Below are 21146 nucleotides of genomic sequence, written 5' to 3' on the forward strand. Positions count from 1 at the left end.
GAACCAATAAAACTACTTAGCAAAAGCGCCCTTAAGAGAAGTAATTAACCTTAAGAAGCTACCCTTTTGCTACGCCCAGCCGCAATCAAGCCAAGCACAGCAGAACCAAACAACCATACCGCCCCAGGAATAGGAATTGCAGTTACATCCAACGCAACAAACTTCTTTTCGATGAATGCAATATCAGGTTTTACCGTAGTGACAGCAGCCAGTAGGTTTTCCAAAGTAAGTACAGTTTTAGACGTTGTCAATCCGGAAAGGTCAAGATTCGCCGTCGCTTCCCAAGGAGAGATTGAGAGACCTGTGGGACTAAAACCTGCAGTTGGCTCAATCGCATCAAAAAGCGCTCCAGCCCGAAGCTGGCCAGTAACGGAGACTTCGTTGACGCCGCCACCAATATTATACTTCATGTAATCACCGCTCTCTTCAAGAGAAGCGTTTAACAGGTTTTGCCCGGTTAAACTTTCCACAGTGATGGTGATAGTTTCATTGGTAAGAGCAGCCCCAGCGCCATTTATAGATTCTGCTTTAAAATCGGTTGGCAGCAGTTTCAGGGTATCTCCATCGACAAATGCCGTTCCAAACAAACCAACATCATCGCTAATAGTGTACTTGACAGTATCACCAACAAACACGCCTGCTTGCGCAGTGCTGCCGACTACGACAATTGCTCCTAGAACGATCCCCTTGGCTATTCTATTAATTTTCATTTGCATCCCTCCAAATTACACGCACCCATGAGTGACTGGCATCATCAGATTTAGAATAATCTAGATGCCTTTTTACCTTAATTTACAAAAAAGGTCAATATTTTTTGATCATTTCGCAAAATCAAGCACCTAACCAAATAAATTCAATAAGTTACCATATTTTTCATCCACCAACTCTCCCAGAACTTTTCAAAAATCTTATTTCCAACATCTATCATCATTCCTTTTCTCATTTTTTTATTAAATTTGCTTTATCCCTGCCCATTTCGCTTTCTTTGTTGCGCCCAGATTGTCCCCGCCATTCCATTCAGAGGTTCAAGCGGTACAAGGATGTGCCATCAATATCTATTATGCTGGCAATGGATTTTGCACTAGAAAAGAAAATGGCACTTTTCGTTTTTTTTGTGCTGAGAAATCATCGATGAATTACTCAGCATTTCCTAAACCTTCAAACTGGATTGCTTGCCGGAGGCGGATTCGGGTAAATTTTTTGCCCGGTACTCACACAAATCCCGGATCACGCATTCGCCGCACTTGGGATTACGGGCGGTGCAAACATATCTGCCATGCAGAATCAGCAGGTGGTGGGCGTCTTTCTTGAACTCCTTTGGGGTCCAGCGGTTAAGTTTTTCCTCCACCTCCCGGACTGTCTTTCCAGGGGCTAAGCCTGTGCGGTTACATACCCTGAAAATGTGGGTATCGACAGCAATGGCAGGCTCCCCGAAAGCGGTGTTCAAAATGACATTGGCGGTCTTACGGCCTACGCCCGGCAATGCTTCCAGTTCTTTGCGGGTGCGGGGAACCTTCCCACCATGTTTGTCAATCAGTTGTTGGCAAAGGCGGATGATATGACGGGCTTTGCTGTTATATAACCCAATATGGCGGATATAGCGTCTAAGCCCCTCCTCTCCCAGAGCCAGGATTTTCTCGGGAGTATTGGCTATTTTGAAAAGTTTTTCTGTTGCTTGATTGACGCTTTTATCGGTGGCTTGAGCGGAGAGGACAACAGCAATAAGCAACTCAAATGGTGTTTGGTATCGAAGTTCCGTCGTCGGGTTTGGAATGGCCTTGGCCAAACGTTCGTAAATCTGCCGGCGTTTCAGTTGATTCATGGATTCAAGAATGTTTCCGCCGCAAGGCTTCTCTCTTAGCCGCCAATCGCGCTTTACGTTGTTGCTCCAGCCTGGACAGGCGCTGTTGCCGATTTTGGTAACGACGCTTGGTCACCTGTTTGCGATGCGCTAATTGTTCGTCGGTCTTAGGCATGAATTCGTCAGGGGTAGGCACCATCTCAATACAATCCACAGGACAGGGCGGCAAACACAACTTACAACCGATGCACTCAAAAGCCAAGACAGTATGCATTTGATTTGGCGCGCCAATAATGGCATCCACAGGACAAGCTTCCAGGCATCGGGCGCAACCGATACATCGGGACTCATCGATTAATGCAACCAGAGAAAACTTTCCTTTGGGGGAGGAGGACAAAACAGCAGCGCTTATTTTACCCGCATTCCTGGCTGTGCCCCCTCGTCGGGAGAGAGCAAATAAAGTTCATCGCCACCGGGGCCGGCAGCCAGCACCATGCCTTCCGAAACCCCAAACCGCATTTTCCTGGGCTTGAGGTTGGCGACCATCACTGTCAGGCGCCCTTCCAGGTTTTCCGGATCGTAGGCGGCCTTGATGCCGGCAAACACGGTACGGGTCTCACCGCCCAGATCCAAGGTCAATTGCAGGAGCTTTTCCGCCCCGTCCACATGGGCAGCTTTGACAATCCGGGCGATTCGCAAATCAATTTTGGCAAAATCCTTATAATCAATGAGATCGGCAATCGGTTCCGCTGCCAATGGGCCGCTGGCAACCGCCGGTTCCAGACTCTCTTTGGAAGCCTCCACCATGGCGCCGATTTTGTCTGGATCCACCCGGGTCAATAGGGGCTTGAAATCATTAATCCGGTGATTGAGAAGCGGGTCAGTGGAGATATCCGGCCAGGATTGGGAAGGTATATTCAGAAAGGCTTCTGACTCGCCAGCCAGGGAAGGCACGACCGGCTTCAAATAGGTAACCAGCAAGCGGAACAAATTGAGCCCTTGCGTGCAAATAGCCTGTAAATCCCCTTCCCTGCCTGATTCTTTGGCAATCACCCAAGGTTTATTTTCATCAATATACTGGTTGGCAATATCTGCCAGAGCCATGATTTCCCGCATTGCCTTGCCGAATTCGCGCGCCTCATAAAGCGCGGCAATTTCATCACCCGCACCAAGGAAACGGCCGAACAAATCCAGATCGGGCAGCGAAGGAGAGAGCTTCCCCTCGAAACGTTTCTTGATAAATCCGGCACAGCGGCTGGCGATATTCACGACTTTGCCCACCAAGTCCGAATTGACCCGCTGGGTAAAATCGTCAAAATTCAGATCAAGGTCTTCCACCCCCGCCCCCAGCTTGGCGGCGAAATAATAACGCAGATATTGTGGATCAAGATGATCTAAATAGGTGCGTGCCTTGATGAAGGTGCCACGGGATTTGGACATCTTCTCGCCGTTGACGGTCAAAAACCCGTGGGCGTACACAGCGTTCGGGGTCCTGAAACCTGATCCATGAAGCATGGCCGGCCAAAACAGCGCGTGGAAATAGATGATATCCTTGCCGATAAAATGATAAAGCTCAGCGGTGCTTTCCGCTCCCCAGTACTCATCGAAATTTAGTCCCTTCTCAGCACATAGATGTTTGAAGCTGGCCATATAACCAATGGGGGCGTCCAGCCAGACATAAAAATACTTACCCGGCGCATCGGGGATCTCAAAGCCAAAATAAGGGGCATCGCGGGTGATATCCCAGTCCCTGAGCCCAGATTGCAGCCATTCATCCACTTTGTGCGCGACTTCCGGTTGTAAGTGGCCTTTTTGATGCACCCAGTCTTTTAAAAATCCCTTGAAATCCGATAGTTTGAAAAAATAATGCAGGGTTTCCTTTTCCACCGGCTTGGCGCCTGATACCGCGGAAACCGGATTTTTCAATTCGGTGGGAGAATAAGTCGCACCACACACTTCGCAGCTATCGCCATATTGGTCCTTTGCGCCGCAACGGGGACACTCTCCTTTAATAAAGCGATCCGGCAAAAACATATTTTTCACTGGATCGTACAATTGAGTGATTGTGCGCGCTTCAATATGCCCGGCTTCCTTGAGGCGCTGATAGATCAAGCTAGCCAACTCCCTGTTTTCCGGAGAATGAGTGCTGTAATAACAATCAAACCCGATGTCAAAACCGGCAAAATCCTCCTGGTGTTGCTGGCGCACTTGCTCGATGAGCGCCTCCGGCGTGATCCCCTCTTGCTGGGCCTTGAGCATAATCGGAGTGCCGTGGGTATCATCAGCGCAAACATACCAGCAAATGGCGAGCTGCATTTTTTGAAAACGTACCCAGATATCCGTTTGAATGTATTCCACCAGGTGACCCAAATGAATGGGGCCATTGGCATAGGGCAAGGCGCTGGTGACCAGTATTTTACGGTGTGCAGCTTGTGGCATGGTTGCGCGGATACTCAATAGGAAAGTCAGTGGAACCGCTATTTTAGCTTAAATAATGATAAAGTATTAAATCCCTTGGCACTTTTAGAGACATCATGGAAACAGCACTTACCGTTACCCGGGGACACCCTTTGCCCTTAGGGGCTCATTCAGTGGAAAGGGGCATTAATTTTTCCGTATTCAGCCGCCACGCCACCCGGGTTTGGCTGCTCTTGTTCGATAATCATCATGCCCTTGATCCAAAGGGATATTTTGAGCTGGATCCCACCGTTCATCGCACAGGAGACCTTTGGCACGCTTGCATCAAAGGCGCTAAACCTGGCATGTGCTATGTCTTCCAGGCCGATGGCCCTTTTGAACCACAACAAGGACACCGCTTCAACCGCCACCGGGCGCTTCTGGATCCCTATGCCGTCGTATTAACTGAAGTGGAAAATTGGGATTTTTCCATTCACTGCGATCAATGGCTGGAACAGCATCCCGGGGAAGAAATTCCAAAAGTGCAATACCGCGTCAAAGGCATGATCCCCCAGGAAGACGACTTTGATTGGGGAAACGACCGCCCCTTGAAAACCCCTTGGCCAGAAACCGTGATTTATGAAACCCATGTCCGCGGCCTGACGATACACCCGTCTTCCTGTGCCCGCTATCCCGGAACCTTTCTGGGAGTTATCGAAAAAATTCCATATTTTAAAAAGTTGGGTATCACCGCCATCGAATTCATGCCTCTGCAACAATTCAATCCCCATGAGCTACAGCGCAGCAATCCGCTAACTGGGGAACCCCTGGTGAATTATTGGGGTTACAGCACCGTAGCCTTCTTTGCGCCCCATGCTCAATACAGCACAGGCCGTAAAGTCGGTGGCCAGCTCACCGAGTTCAAAGCCATGGTCAAGGCCTTACACGAAGCGGGAATAGAAGTGCTGCTGGACGTGGTATTCAACCATACCGCGGAAGGCAACGAATCTGGCCCCACATTAAATTTCAAGGGACTGGATAATAAAATCTATTACCTACTGGAAGACGAGGACAAAAGCCGTTACAAAAATTACTCAGGTTGCGGTAATACGCTGAACTGTAACCATCCGGTAGTGCGCAATTATATTCTTGAATGCCTCCGGTATTGGGTGACCGAAATGCACGTGGATGGCTTCCGCTTCGACCTGGCCTCTATTTTGGGGCGGGATCCCAGCGGCCGCTTGGTACCCAACCCCCCTTTATTGGAATCCATTGCTGAAGACCCCATCTTGCGGGGCGTCAAACTGATAGCCGAAGCCTGGGATGCCGGCGGCGCTTATCAGGTGGGTTTTTTCCCGGGAGAGCGCTGGTCTGAATGGAACGGCCATTTCCGCGATGATGTCAGGCGTTTCTGGCGAGGTGATGAAGGCTTGGCAGGGCCCTTGGCGACACGCCTTTGCGGCAGCGCCGATCTTTATCAGCACAGTGGCAAAACGCCGGTCAACAGCATCAACTTTGTCACCAGTCACGACGGCTTTACCCTCAACGACCTGGTCAGTTACGAACACAAACATAATGAAGCCAACGGCGAGGATAATCGTGACGGCAGCAATGAAAACTACAGCTGCAATTATGGCGTCGAAGGCCCCACCGATGACCCGGAAATCGAAGCGGTCAGGCTGCGGCAAATCAAAAATATGCTGACCACGCTGTTTGTTTCCCGCGGCATCCCCATGCTCCTCGGCGGTGACGAATTCCGCCGCACCCAATTGGGTAATAACAACGCTTACTGCCAAGACAACGAAATCTCCTGGTTCAATTGGCAATTGGTGAAAAAAAACGCGGGGTTGGTGCGCTTCGTCACACTTTTGATTCAATTCCGGCGCACCCATCCCATCTTGTGCGCTGAGGATTTCTATAATCCCGAAGATATTCTCTGGTTCGGGAGTGAAGGCTCCCCACCGGATTGGGGAAAGACCCGTTTTTTAGGCGCCTCTATTTTAGCCCGCAAAGATGGCCGGCACCATTTGTGCTTCTTGTTCAACGCGGACCCTTCCTCCATTGCCACGGCCCTGCCTCCTGCCCCCGTGGGAACTCGCTGGCACCTAGCAATCGATACAGCCAATAATGCTCCGGAAGATATTTTCGAGCCCGGTCAAGAACCTCTGTTTCCGCATACAGACAAAGTGGAATTGATTGGCCGCAGCTTAAAAATATTAGTCGCCCATCCCATTACCGACTAAGGTTATTAGTGGGATCACGTCATCCAAACACGTAAAGGATTGATTGAAGGGGGCAGATGGTCTGATTCGAAAGCCTCGCCGGCAGCGAGGCCGGCGTGGAGCCTACTGGGGCGAGCCGGACCGAAAGTCCAGTGGACTTTCGCAGCCGGACGAGCGCCCGAACAGGGAGGTTTGGGCAGGACTTTCTTGCGTAGCAGGATTGCGCAGCAAGCAAGAAAGTATTCACGGCGTTTTTCGAATCAGACCACCTGCCCCGACTTGAATAGATGACGAAGCCCTGAAGTTATTAGAGTAACCACTGCTTTTGACATCATGCACTTTGATCAGAGACGATTTCCCGACCGCCGCCGCCGCAATTGGAGGAGTTTTGCCTTTACTTTATACAAGGGGCGGCGGGGTGCGCCCAGAAGAAGAGAAGAAAGACAGCAGCCCCACTATATTGATATCTACGACGACCCCAAAACCTGGCTATGGCTGGTGGGAATCATCGGATTCTGCGCGCTGGACGCGGTACTTACTTTGCAAATCATCGACCGGGGCGGGGTTGAAGTCAATCCAGTCATGAATTTTCTCCTTGACATCGGCCTGTCGGCTTTCTTTTACACCAAATACCTGGCCACCGCCGCGGCGCTCATTTTTATTGTGATGCATATCAATTTCACCATCCGTGGCATCCCGATCCGGTACGTTTTGCCGGTCATTTTTTGTTTTTATGCGATTTTAATCGCCTACGAATGCATCTTGCTGTTTGCTTGAGATGATACTGGAATCAATCGCTCCACCACGGCCGAACCAATACTGTCCCCCCAAACGTTGATAGCAGTGCGAAAGCGGTCAAGTAGCCAATCCACCGATAACAAAATACCGATATATTCCACTGGCAAGCCGACGGCATTCAAAACAATCACCATGGTCACCAGGCCTGCTTCCGGAATGCCCGCCGCGCCAATGGCGGCTAGGGTAGCAGTAATCGCAATGGTTGCTTGCTGCATCAGTGACAATTCGACACCGATAACCTGAGCAATAAAAATTGCCGCCACCGCCTCATAAAGCGCGGTGCCATCCATGTTGATGGTTGCCCCCAATGGAATCACGAATTCTACCGATTCTTTCTTGACCTTGGCCCGGTCCACCGCGCATTCCATGGTGACCGGCAAAGTGGCCGAAGAACTTGCCGTGGAAAAGGCAGTCAAAAGAGCTTGCGACATACGCAGCATAAAACGAAAAGGATGACGTCTGGTGAATAACCATAAAATCAGGGGCAGGGTGACAAAGCCATGAATGCCGAGGCCGAGCAAAACCGCCGCCACATACCGCCCTGTTTGCATCAGTGTTTTTATAAATTCTCCATGCAATTGCGCTTCGCCAAAACGGGCCGCCACCAAACAGAAAATGCCCAAGGGAGCGACCTTCATCAGCAACATCACGAAAGCCAGAAAAGCATCGTTGATTTGAACAATGATATCCGCCAGGATCTTGACCCGTTCCCCCATGGTGGTAAGCATGCCGGCGAAAATGATGGAAAAGACAATCAAAGGCAGCAGTTGGGTATTGGCAGCCGCGGCGAACAAATTATCGGTGAACAGCATGAGCATCAAGTTCTTCAAGATAGTGCCAATGCCCACCTCTTCCGCCGGCACCGTTATCCCCTTCTCACGCACCAACTCTTCAAGCGTTTTGGTATCCAGACCGCTCGCTCCAGGCTCAATCCAATTGACAACTACAATCCCGACAATGACCGCCATCAAAGTCGTGGTCAGATAATACGCGATTGCCGCCCCCCCCGGCTTGCCCAGTTGACGGACGTCGCCCAATCCAAGAATGCCGCTCATCACGCTGGCCATGACCAAGGGAACCACCAGCATTTTCAAGGCCCGCAGGAAAATTTCCCCGCCAATCTCAAATTGCACGGCGGTCTTCGGACTCAACAACCCGAGGACAACCGCCCCAATGATGGCCAGCAGAATATAGAGGGTAAGATTGTTGTTTTTATTATTCATAAATCACCCAAACCAGCTACGATCCTTTGAATTCACTAGGTATCCCCATGATTAAAACCGAGAAAAAAGCTTCAACTGCTGCTATCATTTTAAGGGGGTTGATTATTCCAGGGCAGTTATCTATCAAACGGCATCAGCCAACAATCTCCATTACCAAATCACTGAATTAGATTAGGCTCAATAACTTTCTTTATTTAGGAACTGACTTTTTCGTTTTTTAATGGCTATCCGCTTGCCTCATTTTCAGATGCCGCCTGTTTGGCAACGCTTTTGGCGTTGGTGGACAGAACAACTATCGTACTTTGTCCCTTCCACAATTAAAAAGCTGTTTGCGCAGCAGTCGCGCCGTTACCTTACTTTTTCCAGCCCAGAAACAGTGCAAACCTGGCACTTATCCGAAACCCGGGAAATCGTCCCAGACGGAGAAATACAGTTAGACAAAATCGCGCTGGAATCGGATAACGCTGCGAATGACTCCGAAACTCAACACGACACGCCGACAATTCTACTCCTGACGCCTGGCCAATATCTACTGAGAATTCTGAAACTTCCTGCAGCCGCAGAAGAAAACCTGCATCAGGTCATCGCCTTTGAATTAGACAAACAAACCCCTTTCGAAGCAGGGCAAGTCTACTTTTCAGAGCGGATCATCAATCGCCAACCCCAAGGCAAGAAAATCAATGTGCAGGTTGTTCTGGTGCGCAAGGATTTTCTCGACGATAAAATCTCCTTGCTGCGCGCCGCCAACATTCAGCCTAACGCCGTCGATGTCGCACAGCTTGAAGGTGATCAGCCCATTCCGCTGGGATTCGATTTATTGCCATCGCAATGGCAAGTCCAAAAAAATCGCCGGCAACAGATTCTCAATGGGATTTTGGCAATTCAGGTGATTGCCCTGCTCATTGCCGCTTTAGCGCTACCTATTCTCCACCAAAAGAAAATCATTGCCGCCTTGGAACAAAAAATCTCGCAAGTACGTAGCCAAGCCAGGCAGGCCAATGATCTTAAGCAACAAGTGGAACAGCTCAAGGAAGAAAGCCGTTTTGCCGCCACCAAGAAGCAGTCAAAACCCGCCTTGATTCAAGTGCTGGAAGATTTATCCAGAAGAATTCCCAAAGACACCTGGCTCACAGGCTTTCAATATCAAAAGGGACAATTGAGAATTGACGGCCGCTCCCCCGCGGCATCGAAATTGATTGAATTACTGGAGGACTCGCCTTATTTGAAGAATCTTCACTTCATCTCACCCATTACCCAAGACCGGAATACGGGCCTGGAACGTTTCCGAATTAGCATGGAAGTTAGCAATGAAGCTGATCAAAACGCCTCTCACTGAAGCTCAACAGCGCATTTTGGCGGTTTCTTTATTGATATTGCCAGTATTGCTTTTATATTTTTTAATAGCGGCTCCCTATTTTCGTATCCTTAAAGAAGGCAGGGAAACCATCGAAGACTTACAATTTCAACTCCGGAGGCTGCAAAAAACGGCTGCCCAAGAGCCACTTTGGCGGCAACAACTCAAAATTCTGAAGGAACAGAATCAACGTAACCGCCATTACCTGGAGGGCGACACCCCCGCGCTGGCTTCTGCCGAACTGCAAAAGTATTTAAGCGATATCATCCGTCAGGCAGGCGGTGAATTGACAAGCACCCAAGTCATCCCTCCGAGGGAGGAAGACAAATTCACTCGGATTGCGGTGAGAATACGCATGTCTGGGAATACCGAGGTTTTGCGCGAAGTACTTCACGCCATTGAAACCCGCCAACCTTTACTCATGGTGGAAACCATGAATATTCGTCCAGTACGCAAGCGCCGGGACCCCAAGACCCGCAAACTAGTTGCCACCGAACGGATGAATATTGACATGGAGGTCTTTGGATACATGCCCACGCCAAAATCATGAACGGACTGCGACGCCACCTTTTAACCACTTTCCTAGCGGGTTTATGCTTGCTGCTGGCTACAGCCGTGCTTGTGGAATATATCTTCCTTCGTAGATCCACCCCTCATCTCGAGGCCCCTGAAGCAAACCCCAAAACTGAAATCTCCCTAAACCCCAAGGCCCCGCCCCCAGCAAAACCATTGCCCCTGGAACAGTTCCAGTCCATGGTGACTATGCCCCTCTTTGTCGAGGGCAGGCAACCTATCCCTGAACAAGACAAAACCGGCGAAACTTCCACGCAAGCAAGCGGACCGCCACCAAAAATAGAACTCACTGGCATCATCCAAACGCCCGACGCCGGAAAGATTATTTTGGTACGGGATAAAAAAGGCAAAACCCGCCGCCTCAGACCTGGCGATGATGTGGATGGTTGGCAGCTAGCGGAACTTGCGCCCGATCATGTGGTTTTGACCCAAGGCGCAAAAAAACATACGCTCAAGCTCATCAAACCCCGGCCACAGTCTAAAATACGCAGGCCGCGCCGCCACCAGAGGCCTACACTTCCCAAAAACCGGGTAAACAAACCTATTACGAACCCTTTTGCACCATTGAAACCTGCGCCCACTCAACCAAAATAGGGATAATTGTTCAATGAAAACAACTGTGACGCGCCTTTCACTCTGTATTGCCATTACCCTGGGACTGTCTTCATGCGAACTGCTCGGTCCCCATTTGGGTAAAAAGATTCCCTTGGAAATAAAGCAAATTCAAGAGCCTCCTCCCGAAGAAGCAGAGGAAACCACCCCACCCGAAGCCCAAAAAGCCCAAGCCGGTCTGGAAAAACCGGAAATTTATACCGCAAAGCCGACATTTATTCGCCCTGTCCCCACTCCCAAGGTCTCGGAAAAAGCCGGGCAATATACCTTAAATTTTGACGATGCCGATTTAGGCGAAGTGGCCAAAGTGATCCTGGGCGATATCCTCAAACACAATTACATCCTCAGCCCCAAAGCCGGAGGGAAGATCACTTTACAAACCACCCGGCCTTTGCGTAAGGACGAAATATTGCCCACTCTGGAAATGCTCCTGCGCATGAACGGGCTCGCCCTAGTCATGCGCGATGGTTATTATTGGATTGGGCCTGCCACGGAAGCCACGGCGGGGGCACCCATCGGGGTTGCCGGCAATCAAAAAATGCCCGCCGGTTATCAGATACGGATCATACCGCTGCGGTATGTGGGCGTTGCCGCCATGGAAAAAATTCTCAAACCTTTGTTGCCACCAAGGGGGCTGCTCCTTAGTGATCCGACCCGGAATTTGATCATGGTGGCAGGTTCCGCCGCGGAACTGAAACATGTCGAAGAAACCGTTCGCGCTTTCGATGTCAATTTCCTCCAGGGCATGTCAGTGGGGCTTTTCCCGTTAAAAAATGTGGATGTGGAAACGCTTGCTGGAGACTTGGAAAAGATCCTTGGAGAAAAAACTTTGGGCAAAGATACCGGCCTGCTGAAAATATTGCCGCTCAAGCGTCTTAACGCCTTGATGGTTATCACCGCCCAACCGGAATATCTCAAACTGGCCGAAACCTGGATCGCCCGCCTGGACCGGACCATTACCGAAGCTTCGGGAGATGTCCATGTCTACCGGGCGCAAAACGTGGATGCGGTAAAACTGGCCGACACCCTAAATCAAATATTTACCGGCAAAGGTAAAGCGAAAACACCACCAACCAAACTGGCGCCGGGACAGAAAAAAGCCACTCTCAAATCTAAAACCAAAGCCCCTGTACCCACTTTCAAAGCTTCTTCCTCACCCGCCTCAGGTGATATACGCATCATTGCCGATGAACCCAACAATGCGTTGGTTATCATTGCCGACCAAGAAGATTACAAGGCCATTGAAAGGGTGGTCAAACAATTGGATCGTGTTCCACTTCAGGTTCTTATTGATGCCAGTATTTTCGAAGTTACTCTCTCCGATGAACTGCGCTATGGCGTGGAATGGTTCATTCAAAACAAACTCCCCAAAAATCACAGCTTATTAGGGCTCAGGGAAGGAGGGGTCGTCAACCTAACAGAAGCCGCCAAAGATGGATTATTAACCAGTTTGACTGGTGGATTTTCTTACTTGTTTATGAACAAATCACAAGACTTGGGCGTTTTGCTTAAAGCGCTAGCCAGGGATAATAAGCTCCATGTCGTCTCCTCCCCTTCAATGATGGTACTCAACAATCATGAAGCCAGTATCAAAGTAGGTGACCAAGTTACGCTCGTCACCGGGGAAGTAGCGCCAAACACCGGTGCCGCTAATGTTGGGGGGGTCACCCGGTCTTTCCAACAACGGGATACTGGCGTCCTGCTCACCATCAAACCCAGGGTTAATGCTGGCGGATTAGTAATTATGGAACTTGATCAAAAAGTTGATGATGTGGGTCGCGCCACTATCAATAATAACCCTGTCATTCGTCAGCGGCAGATGAAAAGCACTGTGGCGGTCAAAAGTGGTGACACGTTAGTCTTAGGTGGATTAATCAAAGATAATACAGAAAGAGCTAAGCAAGGGGTTCCTCTACTTCATAAACTGCCTCTTATTGGCCCCTTGTTTGGCAGTACCACCAAAACCTTCAACCGCACTGAACTAATAGCATTAATCACCCCAAGGGTAGTCGAACGTAGACGTGACGTTTACGCCATCACCAACGAATACAAGCAACGCTTAAGGGAAATTTACGAAATCCCAAGTGCTTATATCGAAAACCGGGGAGATACTTCATTGCTGTACCCGCCGGAGGAAAAGGGAAACGCTGAGGGTAGCCACAAAAACCAACCCGCCCAAAACCGCCAGCGTCATTCTGGCACTGACACCGGCAGCGGCGACCAGCGTATAAATTCCCACCGCGGCCAACATGGCGCAGCTTTGCGTCCCGTTTTGGATGGCGACGGCACCGCCACTACCTATCCCCTGGTGCCCGAGGTGCTGCAAGGTGGCGTTGATGGGAACGATAAAAACGCCCCCGCTCATGCCAATGGCGAATAACACCAGGCGCGCGGTCCAAAGTTCGGTCAGTACCGCTTCCGAAGCAATCAGGACACTCATGGCATAACCAGCCAGCCGCACCCTGGATAAATTTTCCAGAGGCACCAAGCGGGGAACCAATACCGCGCCAGCAATAATTCCCAGGGCCAGAAACATGGTCAATTCGGCAATCTCTCCGGCGTTGTCTATCCCTAGCGCTTCCGGCGCCCATACCACTAAAATGACCCGCAGCACCGCCGCCGTCGCCCAAAACAGGCTCGCCCCTAGCAAAGCAAACCTGGCCTTTGGCGTCGCGATAAAAATTTTGAATTTCCCCCAAAATTCTCGCCAAGGGTTTGTAGCTTGACTGCTTTTGGGCTTCAACCGAGGTAGCCCGAACATCATTAGCGCAGATAAAACAAAAAGCGCCAACACCAACCATAGTGCCATCTGACTGGAAACATCGGCGATTTTCCCGCCTACCAGCATGCCAGTGAGAATAGCGACAATCGTGGAACCTTCCATCCAGCTATTGGCCCTGACCAATCGATCCCGGGGAACCAGCTCCGGCAATATGCCGTATTTCGCTGGGCTATAAAGCGCAGCTCCCAACCCCACCACAGCATAAGCCAACAATGGCTCAATTCCGATTAAGAACAAACCTGTACCGGCGGCTTTTAACATATTTGCCCCAATCAACACCCGTGGCTTGGAATAACGATCCGCCACTGGCCCCACCCAAGGGGCGAGCAAGACAAATGACACCAAAAACACGCTTTGCAGGGCAGGAATATACCAAGCCGGCAACTGAGCATCGTGAAGCACGATGGCAATCGTGGTAAACAAGATCGCATTATCGGCAAAGGCCGATAAAAACTGCGCTCCCAATAGAATAAAAAAGGCAATTTTGGAACTTTCCGGGGCTGGTTTTTGTTTTTCCGAATGAATTTTCAGTCCCCTGGCATTCCGGCTCATGACGCCTCCATGAGGAAGCCATTGACTTGAGTTTTCAGTTGGCCATAGTCAACCTTGCCGCTCCCTAACAGAGGAATGGTCTTTTGATAAACGATACTTTTGGGGAGCCACAACTCAGGAACCCCTTCACACTGGGCAATCCTGCGCAAATCCTCCAATTTAGCGTGAGGATACTCGGTTGCCAAAATTATTTTTTCCCCCTTGCCCACATCGGGAAACGCCAGGGCGGCATGATACGATTCCGGCCATGCCTTACAGGCCAGCTCTTCTACCGCCACCAAAGACACCATTTCTCCCGCGACCTTGGCAAACCGTTTAGCCCGACCCTGGATGGTGACAAAGCCATCTTCATCGATGGCAACGATATCGCCGGTATCGTACCAGCCTTCGCCAAACTCAGAGCAGGTGGGAACCAGTTTCCCCGGCTGCTCCGCCAGCACATACCCCAACATAATATTGGGGCCTTTGACGTATAACAGGCCGCCCTGTTGTATTCCCTCGATAGCTTTCAACCTTGTTTCTATTCCCGGTAAAAACCGCCCGACGGTACCGGCCCGGTAATACATCGGCGTATTCACCGCCAACACCGGACTGGTTTCAGTCGCGCCATAACCTTCCAGAATCCGGATGCCAAACTTGTCCATCCACAGTTGCCGCACTTCTTCCTGAAGTTTCTCGGCGCCCGCAAAAACATAGCGCACGCTGTAAAAATCATAAGGGTGGGCCTGTTTACCGTAATTTCCCAAAAAGGTATTGGTGCCGAAAAGCACCGTCGCATTCACATCATAGGCTATCTCCGGCACCACTTTATAATGCAGGGGATTGGGATATAGAAAGGTAAACATGCCGCTGTTCAATGGCAATAACAGCCCGGCGCTGAGACCAAACACATGAAACAGCGGCAAAACATTCAGCACCACATCCCGCTGGTTGAAATCAATCACCGCCCCCAACTGGGCGCTATTGGCCAACAAATTGACATGGGATAACAATACCCCTTTCGGGGTTCCTTCCGAGCCCGAGGTAAACAGCATCACCGCGGGCTGCTGACAAGCTTCCGGCGTGCTTTGATACCAATAATCCGAAAACCAAGCGCGGAGATAACCCAACCACTTGTCAGCCCTGGTTAGGCTGCCTGCTTCGTCCTCCAGATAGAGGATATTGACCCCCTGTTTCTCCAAGGCCACCACGATATTTTCCAACTGGGCCATGCAGACAAACTTACGCGATGTCACCACGGTGGGGATTTGCGCCGTGGCACAAGCACTGATAACGCCCTTAACGCCTCCGGTATAGTTGAGCATGGCGGGAATCCGTCCACTGATTTGGGAAGCGTACAGCATGGCAACCGTATTAACGGTACTGGGCAATAACAGACCCACGGTGGCACCGGAAGCAACATTTTTATTCAGAATCTTGGCCATCAACACAATGCGGGTTATAAGACCCTGATAATGCAGCGGCTGGCGGGTCACGTCTTCCAGTATCTTTTTCCGCTTTCCGTGTAATTTGCGCGCATCCAGCAACGCTGAAAATGAAGTCTTGCGGGTATGGCAGGTACGAAACAACATTTCCGTCATCAAATCCGCCAGCTTCAATCCCGCTTGCTTACGCCGCGCCGCGCCCTTGATATCGGGAGGTGGACGGATATCCGCCGGCGGCAACACATGGAGGGAAATTTTCGGCAACAAGCGGCGCCTGACCCGACCTTTCAGCTTTGAAAAAATGGTGTACTGGGCACCGTCAATTCTAACTGGCAATACAATTGCCCCTGCCTTGTCCGCCACCATGCCGGCGCCGTCGTAAACCTTCATCAAAGTGCCGGTAACGGTAATCCTGCCTTCGGGGAAAATCACCGTCCGTTCTCCCTGGCGCAGATGTTTAATCAGCGCTTTCAAAGAGGCCGTGTTGCTGGGGTCGAGGGGAAACACCCGGACCAAACGTAAAAAGGGCCGAACCCACGCCAATTGAGCAATCCGGGTATTGATGGCAAAGGTCAAGGTTCCTGGCAGGAAAGCCCAGAGTAATACTGGATCAAGGTACGAGGTATGGTTGGCAACCACCAGAATTTTGCCTTGTGCATTTTCATAATGCTGGATCCCGTCTATCTCAACACGGAACAAGAAAGTTAATAATTTTTTTACCAATAGTTTAAACATCACTTCCCTCTTTTTTTGAATTCAACTGTATTGCAATTTTTAGGATTTTCCAAACAGGCCCGACATTTATTGAACACTGTTCAATATAGCTTTTATCTCAATTCGGTACAAGAAAAAATTGTCAAACCAAGCTGAAGCCCATACACTAAAGGCTCCTTTCGAGATGCTTTTTATTAGCGCAAACTCATTGGGTAATTATTGTCCCAACACATCCAGGTTTTAAGGATTTTTTGTTTAGCAACCAAATCATCTAACTTCAAAGCCCTTCTGATGAACAGGCAGGCCTCGGCATAAGGAATTCTTACAATGCAACTGAGCTTTGGTACTCGATATATTCTCACCATTTCAATCCTATTGATGACCGTGCTGATCGGTATCAGCACAGTCTTCTGGCTTCAGTTTGAAGATTTCAAACACCGGGTTGAAACCGCCCAAATTTCATTCCTTCAAACTGAACTGGCAACTCAGTCTAGGCGTGAGAATACCGCTTTTGCCCAGTTAATCGCCGATCAGATAGCAGCCGCTTTAGCACAAAAAGACATTACAAAACTCCGTCAAACACTTGCGCCTATCGTTCATTCCAAGGGTTTATATTTTCTTTCCGTATATGACCATAACAATCGTTTGATCTATCAAGCACTCAACACCCAGGACCAAAATCAAAAAACAACGCCAACAACAGTTGGCCAAATTTCCGAAGGTACAACTGTTCCCAGTCACAATGAATTCCAGGTGGTTGCCCCAATAATTCGGGATCAACGTGGGGTAGGGAAATTACTGGTTGGCTTTTCTGAAACAACACAAGCATCGGTCATTCCCCATATCCAAAACCTGTGGAACCAGTTAGCCGACCACTTCCAGAGTAACGAACTTCAGACCATGGCTTTGGCGATCATGGGTTTGACGGTATTTGGCACGTGGCTTATTTGGTGGCTGACACGCCGCCGGATTAGTTCTATAAACAAAAGGTTAACCTGCACTCTGCGGCAGTTAAACCCGATAAACAAAATTCACGGCCAAACCATAAGCCAAAAAAGTGGATTAAGCCATTTAGAGAAGGTAGTGGATTTGCTGAGCCTTAATTCCAGGAAAATGGCCGAGACCAAAGAATTTTTTGAGCGCATTCTTGATCACATGAAAGAAGCCTTGTTTGTCTTGGATAAAGAGCTCAATATTCGCTTCGCCAACCATAGTGCTGGTCAAATGTGCGGCTGTCCGCCAGAAGCATTGATGGGTAAATCCTTCTTTCAAGTCATTAAAATGTCCGATACTTATTATGACTTTTTTAACGTTTCCGATAATCGCAGGGAAGTTCATATTCGACGCCAACACGGCAACCATCTCCCTGTCGCATTGCGCTGGAACCAAAGCAACAGGGGCGAAATTATCTGCATAGCAGAAGACATCACCGAACAATTACGCCAAGAAAAGGAACGGCGACTAGCGGCCAAGGTCTTTGAAAACTCAGCCGAAGGTATTGTCATCACCGATCCTGCCGGCACCATTCTCACTTCGAACCCAGCCACGACCCGCACCGTAGGCTATCGGGCTGATGAATTGCGCGGCCGGTCTCTGGACAGTCTATTTGCAGAGCAAAATCGCATCACCTTATCCGAGCTGTTTTCCATACTCGAGAGAAAAGACCGCTGGGAAGGCGAGTTATGGCTTCGCTGCAAAGAAAATAGCGTTGAGCCTTTTTGGCTCACTATTACTTTGATTCGTGACAACCATGGCCGAATTACTCATTATGCAGTCATTTTATTGAACTTGAGCGAAAGGAAAGAAGCTGAAAAAACCATCTACCAACTAGCCTATTTCGATCCCCTCACCCGGCTGCCCAACCGACGTCTTTTTCAAGACCGCCTGCAACAAGCACTATTGGTCGCACAAAGGGAAGATCTCAAAGTAGCGGTATTATTCCTTGATCTGGACCGCTTTAAAATCATCAATGACAGCCGAGGCCACGCGGCTGGAGATGCGCTGTTGCAAGCGGTTGCCAAGCGCCTGCAAAGTTGCATCAGACGGGAAGATACCTTGGCCCGCCTAGGCGGGGACGAGTTTGCTGTCATCCTCGGACAAATCAAACACCCGGATGAAGCCGCCGTGGTGGCGGAGAAATTATTGGCTACCCTTTCCCAAGCATTTGCGGTGGAAGGCTATCAATGCTTTACCAGCGCCAGCATCGGCGTCAGTCTGTTCCCAGACGATGCCAGCAATTGCGAGCAACTACTCAAACATGCCGATAGCGCCATGTATCACGCCAAGCGTAAAGGCCGCAATCGTTTCCAGTTTTTCACCCGGGAACTCAACGCGGTGATCGCGGAGCAAGTGGCTCTGGAACATGATCTTCGCCAGGCAATCGAAAGAAACGAGCTGCAACTTTACTATCAACCCCAATGGCATTTGCAAACTGGACGCATCATCGGCATTGAAGCGTTACTGCGCTGGCACCACCCCCGCAGAGGCTGGATTCCCCCCAAAATATTTATTCCCTTGGCGGAAGAATGCGGCTTGTTTGACTATCTGGGGGAATGGGTGTTAAGAGGCGCATGCCGGCAAATGGCCAAGTGGCAAAAAGCCACGGGAATGAATTGCAGCATCGCAGTGAACATTTCTGCCCGGCAATTTCACAATCCGGCGCTGGCGGAAAAAATCGAAGTAATTCTCCACGAAACCGGCCTGCCATCGCAAAATCTTGAATTGGAACTAACCGAAACGGTACTCATGGAAGACATTTCCGAAGTGATGGCCACGCTTCAGCGCATGCACGATCTACAAGTTCGCCTCACCATTGATGACTTTGGCACAGGTCATTCATCACTCAATAACCTCAAGCGATTCCGTCTTCACCGCCTCAAAATCGACCGCTGTTTCATCGCCCATACGACAGACAACCCTAGCGACGCCGCCATTGTAGAAACCATTATCTCCCTTGGGCAAAATCTGGGCATGTCTGTGTTGGCGGAAGGTGTGGAAACCCTGGCGCAAGCAGATTTTCTCAAACAACGGGGCTGTTTGCTGGCGCAAGGATGGCTATTTGCACGGCCACTGGAAGCTGGCCAACTAGAGGACATGCTGCGGCAATACGGTAATGCTTATTCGTTAACTGCCAGCCAGCCTTGCAAATAATTTTGCAGCAAAGATTGTATCAATTGTTTTGCCTCGTCCACGCCCGCTACATCCAGTTTGCCGGTAAGTGACAACACAACAATCCCATGAACCCCACTCCATAATGCTCTAGCGGACTGTTCGATCTCCTGATTTTCAAGCGCCGGAGACATGCGCTTGAGCTGCGCCTCCACTAGGCTGAATAATTCCGCTACTTGGCGGCGAAACCAATCCGGAAGGGGTTGATCGTCGGGCAGACGATGCTCGAACAATAATCGCCACAAATTCATATGCCGGCAAGCAAATTCATGATAAATCAAGCCTAAGGTTAGTACGATTTGTTGCGGGGACTCGGCTTGCTCGGTCAAGGCATAGAGATCTTGATAAAGCCGCTTGAGCGTGCGGGCATTGAGCTGCAAGATCAAATCATCAAGATTGTCAAAAACCAGATACAGACTGCCTGCGGTATATCCGATACATGCCGCGATTTTGCGGGTACTCAAGGCCTCGATGCCTTGCTCTGCGACAATTTTCTCAGCTGCGTCGAGTGCCCTTTCCTTCAGTTCCTTGCGGCTATACTGGCTACGCCGCGCCATATGCCCCCGGCCTTTTGGAACAATCGTGGTGGAGGCACATCATTCCGGTTGATTCCTAAAATTAATGGCTGGCGTGAATGGAAAAGGGTACTTTGTTCCTTTCCAGAATTCGTGTTTGATGTTTTTCTCCCGCAGCAATACGCAATCAAAAATAAAATTGAAGGTCAAACTTCTTCATACCGTTTGACCTAGCTGCTCTCTTTCGCTTTCTTTATGTAACAGTTCCGCCATATCATTTAATCCTTCCGAAAGCATGGAAATCGCATCATCCAGGCTCAGCACCCCTACCAGAGCGCCCCGGGAATCCACCACGGGCAGACGCCGGGTTCCCGCCTCACGCATCTTTTCCACGGCGGAATGGATATCCTCGGTCTCCAGAGCCACGCTAATTTCAGTCATCATTATTTCCGCAACTGTAACGGCATCTCCCGACAACCCTTCCGCCCCGATCTTTAAAGTGATATCGCGATCCGACAAAACGCCGACGGGAACAGTAATCTTTTCAAGGGGCTGTGCTTCAGATGGCATCGCTTTTTCCTTTGTTCGCTTTTTCCAACCAAGCTTCTTTTTCTTATTGGCGCCGGTTTTTTCGGCCGGATTGTACTCCCGTTCTTCCGCCACCAACACGCCTCTGACATGCTGATCACGCATAAAACGGGTGGCATCTGCCGCGGACATATCCGGAGGGATTGCCACCACCTCACGCTGGCAGATTTCCTTCACAGGCCGCCATGCCCGCCGGTGGGGGACATACTTGTAAAGCTTATGCATCATTTCCAAAAACCACTTGGGTTTAAAGAGAACGATATAAAAAAGAAGCAAGTCAGCTTCCGGGATACCGATGGTAACCTCATCGATGACCATGATAATAATCGTCCAGAAAATGACCTTGCCTTTATAAGAACGCTCTTTTTTAGGTTTTTTTCCCTTGGTTCTTTTTGCCCGATCTCGCTCCGCCATCTTAACAAT

General features: G+C 49.9%; 17 protein-coding genes. 9 read left to right on the forward strand and 8 right to left on the reverse strand.

Features of this window, described 5'->3' with window-relative positions; all coding sequences use genetic code 11:
- Positions 1-50 precede the first annotated feature (50 nt).
- The 4 genes from AXA67_10220 to metG form a co-directional block, all read right to left on the reverse strand.
- Positions 51-710, reverse strand: coding sequence for a hypothetical protein (locus tag AXA67_10220; GenBank protein ID KXJ40227.1), 660 nt, complete (start codon positions 708-710; stop codon positions 51-53).
- Positions 711-1150: 440 nt separating this feature from the next.
- Complete coding sequence (locus AXA67_10225; GenBank protein ID KXJ40228.1) at positions 1151-1822, reverse strand: endonuclease III; 672 nt, start codon at positions 1820-1822, stop codon at positions 1151-1153.
- A 4-nt stretch (positions 1823-1826) separates the two neighbouring features.
- Positions 1827-2105: a hypothetical protein gene (locus AXA67_10230; protein KXJ40229.1), complete on the reverse strand. Its 279-nt coding sequence runs from the start codon at positions 2103-2105 to the stop codon at positions 1827-1829.
- Positions 2106-2209: 104 nt separating this feature from the next.
- A complete protein-coding gene (gene metG / locus AXA67_10235; protein ID KXJ40230.1) occupies positions 2210-4240 on the reverse strand; it encodes a methionine--tRNA ligase in 2031 nt (676 codons plus the stop codon).
- 95 nt (positions 4241-4335) lie between these two features.
- Between metG and AXA67_10240 the strand changes: the two genes are divergently transcribed.
- Positions 4336-6441: a glycogen debranching enzyme gene (locus tag AXA67_10240; GenBank protein ID KXJ40231.1), complete on the forward strand. Its 2106-nt coding sequence runs from the start codon at positions 4336-4338 to the stop codon at positions 6439-6441.
- A 312-nt stretch (positions 6442-6753) separates the two neighbouring features.
- Positions 6754-7197 carry a hypothetical protein gene (locus AXA67_10245; protein ID KXJ40232.1) on the forward strand — a complete coding sequence of 148 codons (444 nt, stop codon included), beginning with the start codon at positions 6754-6756 and terminating at the stop codon, positions 7195-7197.
- On the opposite strand, the gene AXA67_10250 is transcribed toward AXA67_10245, so the two are convergent.
- Positions 7170-8441 (reverse strand): sodium:dicarboxylate symporter, encoded by a 1272-nt coding sequence (locus AXA67_10250; protein ID KXJ40233.1) that lies wholly within the window; start codon positions 8439-8441, stop codon positions 7170-7172. The two genes, AXA67_10245 and AXA67_10250, sit on opposite strands and share 28 nt — an antisense overlap.
- A 220-nt stretch (positions 8442-8661) precedes the next feature.
- Between AXA67_10250 and AXA67_10255 the strand changes: the two genes are divergently transcribed.
- From AXA67_10255 to AXA67_10275, 5 genes are all read left to right on the forward strand, one after another.
- Positions 8662-9777: a hypothetical protein gene (locus AXA67_10255; GenBank protein ID KXJ40234.1), complete on the forward strand. Its 1116-nt coding sequence runs from the start codon at positions 8662-8664 to the stop codon at positions 9775-9777.
- Complete coding sequence (locus AXA67_10260; GenBank protein KXJ40235.1) at positions 9749-10345, forward strand: hypothetical protein; 597 nt, start codon at positions 9749-9751, stop codon at positions 10343-10345. Before AXA67_10255 ends, AXA67_10260 begins: the two co-directional genes overlap by 29 nt.
- Entirely contained in the window at positions 10342-10962 is a 621-nt protein-coding gene (locus AXA67_10265) for a hypothetical protein (protein KXJ40236.1), read from the forward strand. Before AXA67_10260 ends, AXA67_10265 begins: the two co-directional genes overlap by 4 nt.
- Before the next feature lie 13 nt (positions 10963-10975).
- Entirely contained in the window at positions 10976-13360 is a 2385-nt protein-coding gene (locus tag AXA67_10270; GenBank protein ID KXJ40237.1) for a hypothetical protein, read from the forward strand.
- Positions 13361-13514: 154 nt separating this feature from the next.
- A complete protein-coding gene (locus AXA67_10275; protein ID KXJ40238.1) occupies positions 13515-13706 on the forward strand; it encodes a hypothetical protein in 192 nt (63 codons plus the stop codon).
- Positions 13707-14310: 604 nt separating this feature from the next.
- Here the strand turns inward: AXA67_10275 and AXA67_10280 are convergent.
- Positions 14311-16473 (reverse strand): acyl-[ACP]--phospholipid O-acyltransferase, encoded by a 2163-nt coding sequence (locus AXA67_10280; protein ID KXJ40239.1) that lies wholly within the window; start codon positions 16471-16473, stop codon positions 14311-14313.
- A gap of 306 nt (positions 16474-16779) precedes the next feature.
- Here AXA67_10280 and AXA67_10285 point away from each other — a divergent pair, with 306 nt between their 5' ends.
- On the forward strand, positions 16780-19602 hold the full coding sequence (locus tag AXA67_10285) for a hypothetical protein (GenBank protein ID KXJ40240.1): 2823 nt from the start codon (positions 16780-16782) through the stop codon (positions 19600-19602).
- Here the strand turns inward: AXA67_10285 and AXA67_10290 are convergent.
- Positions 19569-20177 carry a hypothetical protein gene (locus AXA67_10290; protein ID KXJ40241.1) on the reverse strand — a complete coding sequence of 203 codons (609 nt, stop codon included), beginning with the start codon at positions 20175-20177 and terminating at the stop codon, positions 19569-19571. The two genes, AXA67_10285 and AXA67_10290, sit on opposite strands and share 34 nt — an antisense overlap.
- Here AXA67_10290 and AXA67_10295 point away from each other — a divergent pair, their 5' ends adjacent.
- Positions 20178-20369, forward strand: a complete 192-nt coding sequence (locus AXA67_10295; GenBank protein ID KXJ40242.1) for a hypothetical protein — start codon at positions 20178-20180, stop codon at positions 20367-20369.
- Here the strand turns inward: AXA67_10295 and AXA67_10300 are convergent.
- Complete coding sequence (locus AXA67_10300; protein ID KXJ40243.1) at positions 20352-21137, reverse strand: hypothetical protein; 786 nt, start codon at positions 21135-21137, stop codon at positions 20352-20354. The genes AXA67_10295 and AXA67_10300 overlap by 18 nt on opposite strands.
- Between the last annotated feature and the right edge of the window lie 9 nt (positions 21138-21146).

Origin of the sequence: Methylothermaceae bacteria B42, assembly GCA_001566965.1 — a bacterium.
GTDB lineage: Bacteria > Pseudomonadota > Gammaproteobacteria > Methylococcales > Methylothermaceae > Methylohalobius.